The organism is Acinetobacter sp. S4400-12 (assembly GCF_024129495.1).
Classification (GTDB): Bacteria; Pseudomonadota; Gammaproteobacteria; order Pseudomonadales; family Moraxellaceae; genus Acinetobacter; species Acinetobacter lwoffii_C.
The window spans coordinates 1-4,000 of the sequence record NZ_JAMXYB010000064.1 but is presented as its reverse complement, the minus strand read 5'-3'; the positions used below and the strand labels follow the sequence as shown (position 1 = coordinate 4,000).

The 4,000-nt window shown below is 35.1% G+C and carries 2 protein-coding genes; both read right to left on the bottom strand.

From position 1 onward, the window contains the following. Window positions 1–72: 72 nt before the first annotated feature. Window positions 73–2,079, bottom strand: a complete 2,007-nt coding sequence (locus NI461_RS13775) for a TonB-dependent receptor (RefSeq protein WP_253157774.1) — start codon at window positions 2,077–2,079, stop codon at window positions 73–75. A 226-nt stretch (window positions 2,080–2,305) separates the two neighbouring features. Continuing rightward, window positions 2,306–3,175, bottom strand: coding sequence for an IS982 family transposase (locus NI461_RS13770; RefSeq protein ID WP_174660531.1), 870 nt, complete (start codon window positions 3,173–3,175; stop codon window positions 2,306–2,308). Between the last annotated feature and the right edge of the window lie 825 nt (window positions 3,176–4,000).

Here is a 4,000-nt window from a genome sequence, read left to right as displayed (position 1 = left end):
GAGGCAAAAGACTAGGATTAAGATTCAATCTAATTGCGGGAATCTATAATTTAGAACTGAGTAAAAAATGACTTATGAAAGAAGTCTATTATATACACCAAATTTGCCTTTCAAGTTCGCATTAAACTGGTAATTAAAACCGGCATCGAGGAATGTATAGGCTGGATTGGCCATAGTCATTGATGAACGCCCCAAAGACTGGGAGGTTTCGCTACGATGATGCAATCGGCTCCATATATCTAGCTGGTCATTAATCCCATAGTCAACCGTGATATTGAACATGTGTTCCGGCATCTGATTCAAGGAATTACCTTTATATTGACCTGACTGGATTTCAGTATCCGTATAGGTATAGTTTGCAGCTAGATTAATATTATCAGCCAACTCTACATCGTATGTTGCTTCAATACCTTGCATTGCCGCTTTATCAATATTAAAGCGACTACCGTAGAAGTTCCACATCAGTGGATTACCATTATTATCTAAACGATCAAAAGGATCAGGACATACCCATGTAGATGGCTTATTATTTTCACCATTTGGTGATTGGCAGATGCGGTCTTCACTAATCCGGTCTTTAAACTCAGTATAATATGCAGTTAAAGTTGTATTTGAGCGAGCCCCTTGCCAAGCCGTACCTAATTCATAAGTTATGGATTTTTCGGGTTTTAAATCATCATTGCCCATAATAAAGGCACTGCCTTTACCTGTTACTGAATGCACCTCACTTGAAGACTGCTTTAAATCTGGTTGCTTATAACCAGTCGATACACCACCTTTTAAAATCCAGGCATCATTAAGGTTATATACCCCATAAATACGAGGTGAGAAATTACCATCATAGTTTTTATCATGATCATAACGTACACCCGTTGTCAGATTAAAACGCTCAGTAATAGACCAGGTATCTTCAGTAAATAATGCAAAGCCCCAACGCTCTAATTCAGTAATAGGGAGCTTTTCATTTTGATTGGTAGCACGATCAATCATTTCTTCATTTTTAAAATATGCACCAAAAACCAATTGATGTTTGCTTAGATCCCAATCCCATTGAGTATTGGCAATCCAGGTATCTGTTTCAATACCGCTGGTAATACCATTGCTACGATCTGGATTTTTTGAGTTTTCAAGTTGCACATAGCTACGACTGGTTAACGTATCATTGTAATGGCCGTCATGCGTTAGACTATATACACTGCGATAATTGCGACCTTTACTGCCTGTTGCCTGTTTTTCACCCGGCCCTGCAACAGCAACAGTTTTACCTACTGTCGTTGCAGCTGTTTGATTAACAAAGTTAGCATCAAGCTTTAAGTCATGGTCATCGTTAAGAATGTAGGTTAAACGGCCATTAATACTTTCTCGTTCCGTATTACGGAAACCACCAATATATGCATCTTCTTCACGTTCTTGTTTATTTAGTCCGAGCTGTAAACCGAGTTTATTGGCAATTAATTGTCCTGCTAAGTAGACTGAACCTTCTTTGATATCACCAGATTGATTACTGTCTTGTAATACTGTACCTACTTCAACTGTGCCGGTCCATACATCGGTAACCTTTTTGGTAATGATGTTAATAACACCCCCCATTGCATCAGTACCATACAACGTAGATGCCGGGCCACGAATAATTTCAATGCGCTCAATAGCTGCCATAGGCGGTAAAATATTTTTTTCAAAACCGCTGTCGTCACCATTCGGATTTACGTCTTTAGAATATTGGCGTTTTCCATCGACTAAAAATAAGGTGTAATTTGATCCCATACCACGAATACTAATACTTTGTGCAGATCCTGAACCGGTCACTACCACCCCGGGAGTATTACGTAGAACATCATTGATATCATTATAATTACGTTTGTCTAATTCTTCCCGAGTAATCACTGTCATTGAAGCGGGTGCTTGGTTCACATCCTGCTCATAACCTGCAGCAGTTACAACAATTGTCTGTAACTTGGTTGCTTCGGTCGCTTTGGGTGTTTCGAACTGTGAAAGGGGCGTTTCTTCTGCAAATATTGTACTAGTCATTACTGTTGATATAGCAAACGCTAAAGTAGACTTTAAAAATGGCTTAGTCATTGGTCACTGCATCCTAATATGTCTAAAAAGACTATGTGAAATTTATTGCAAAGTGTAACAAATGCTCTTGGTATTGCAACTGATAATTATTATCAATATCATTTATTTTAATGGGGATTATATAACTTAGTTTTACGAATTAAAGTTAATAGAGAGTCTGGATATTCGGATAGAAGCTTACGATCTATAGAGAGGCTTTTATATTAATAAATAACCCGAATCCTGTTTAAGCCAACCATTCGATTACTCGAATGGTTGGCTTATTTCGGTGGCTCAATTGATATGCGCACAATGAAGCATAAATCCCTCCTAGAAATCCACAAACACTACGTGCTCTACTCGTCACTAAATTGTATTGTCCTTTCAATAAGCTGAATAACGTTTCTATTTTATTGCGCTGCTTTAAGTGATATTCATCTGATGCAGATAATTTAATAGACTTCATGTTCTTTCGGTGATAGGTAATTAAATCAATACCTTGTTCTTTTAATCTGCTTTTTAATTGTTGACTGATGTAGCCACGGTCGGCATAGAGTTGCGCCTGTAAACCTTCAGCTAATTGTTCAACCATTTTAATGTCAGCAACATGTCCATTTGATAAAGCAGAACAGGCAATTTCACCAAATTGATTCATCGCAATATGTAATTTACAGCCATAAAACCAGCCCATTGAGCTTCTACCACGTGATGCAATTTGGACTAATGATTTATGACGCTGAATACGTTGATTTTTACAAACTGGCAGAGTTGTTGAATCAATCCATAAATATTGTGTAGCTTGGTCTTTCATCAGCGCCACATGTAAAGCGTGTAGGGCCAATTGGTGCATATTGATCAGATGAATCATCCTTTGATAGCAAGGCAAGTACTTAAATAAATGGCTTTTATCTTCTTTTAACCAGGTGAAAAAGGCTTTGAAATTATTGAAGTGAGAATACTTATACCAAATGGCGATAAAGATGATTTCAGAGATACTCAGCTGCGCTTTTCGGATTCTTAAGCAGTGATGGCTTTGCTTGAGGAATTTCCAGTAGGTTGCTTCAAATTTAAGAAAGAAATCATCAATTACACAGAATAATTCGGTACTATTGAACATCGGGACTAGAGTTGTGAGTTTGGTGTGATAACTCAACTGATGGCTCTAGTCCTCCTATTTTTCAAGTTAATTTCTTATCCGCGATTCGGGTTAAATATGATTAACTTATCTATAAATAAGAAAGCATAAGAAGCTAAATAACTCAGTTTAGAAAATAAATATATGTTATTTAAAATTAAAAAAATTAAGAAAAAGTCTCATTATGGTTAACTAAATTAAATGAAAAAATAAGACTTACTATATTGAAGGTGTTGAGGTTTTTATTATGTATAAGGTATTAAATTAATTATTTATTTGGGTATTATTTATAATAAATACTGGATAAATTTTAATAACTAAATACTTGTGTGAGAAGGCTAATTTGTCTAGAATAAACATATTATAGAAGATATGTATATGTTATATAGTTAAAAATTTATTTATATTTCAATGCTACTCAAGTAGGTATTAATAATATTTATAAAACTAATATGATAAATTTAATTATAGAAAGGATTTATTGATCCTGTAGTTTTTTATATGTATATTAGTTTAAAAATTTAATACCTATCCAAAAAATAGAAAAGGCCCTAGAATGCTGTAAAGTTATAGGTTTTGAGGATTTCAATGCAAAGTGCATTTTTAATATATGAGGGGGTCGATTATATAGTTTGGTAAATGATGGGAAATTATTATAATATGATTAATAGATCTCTTTCATAAATCAAAAAATGATCTTCTTTTTGGTTGATATCTGCACTCCAGATTTCTTGGCATTCGTGCATAATCTGCGGATGGAATACATCGATTCAAAGAAGCTTTCTGAAACACAGTTCAAGCGATACA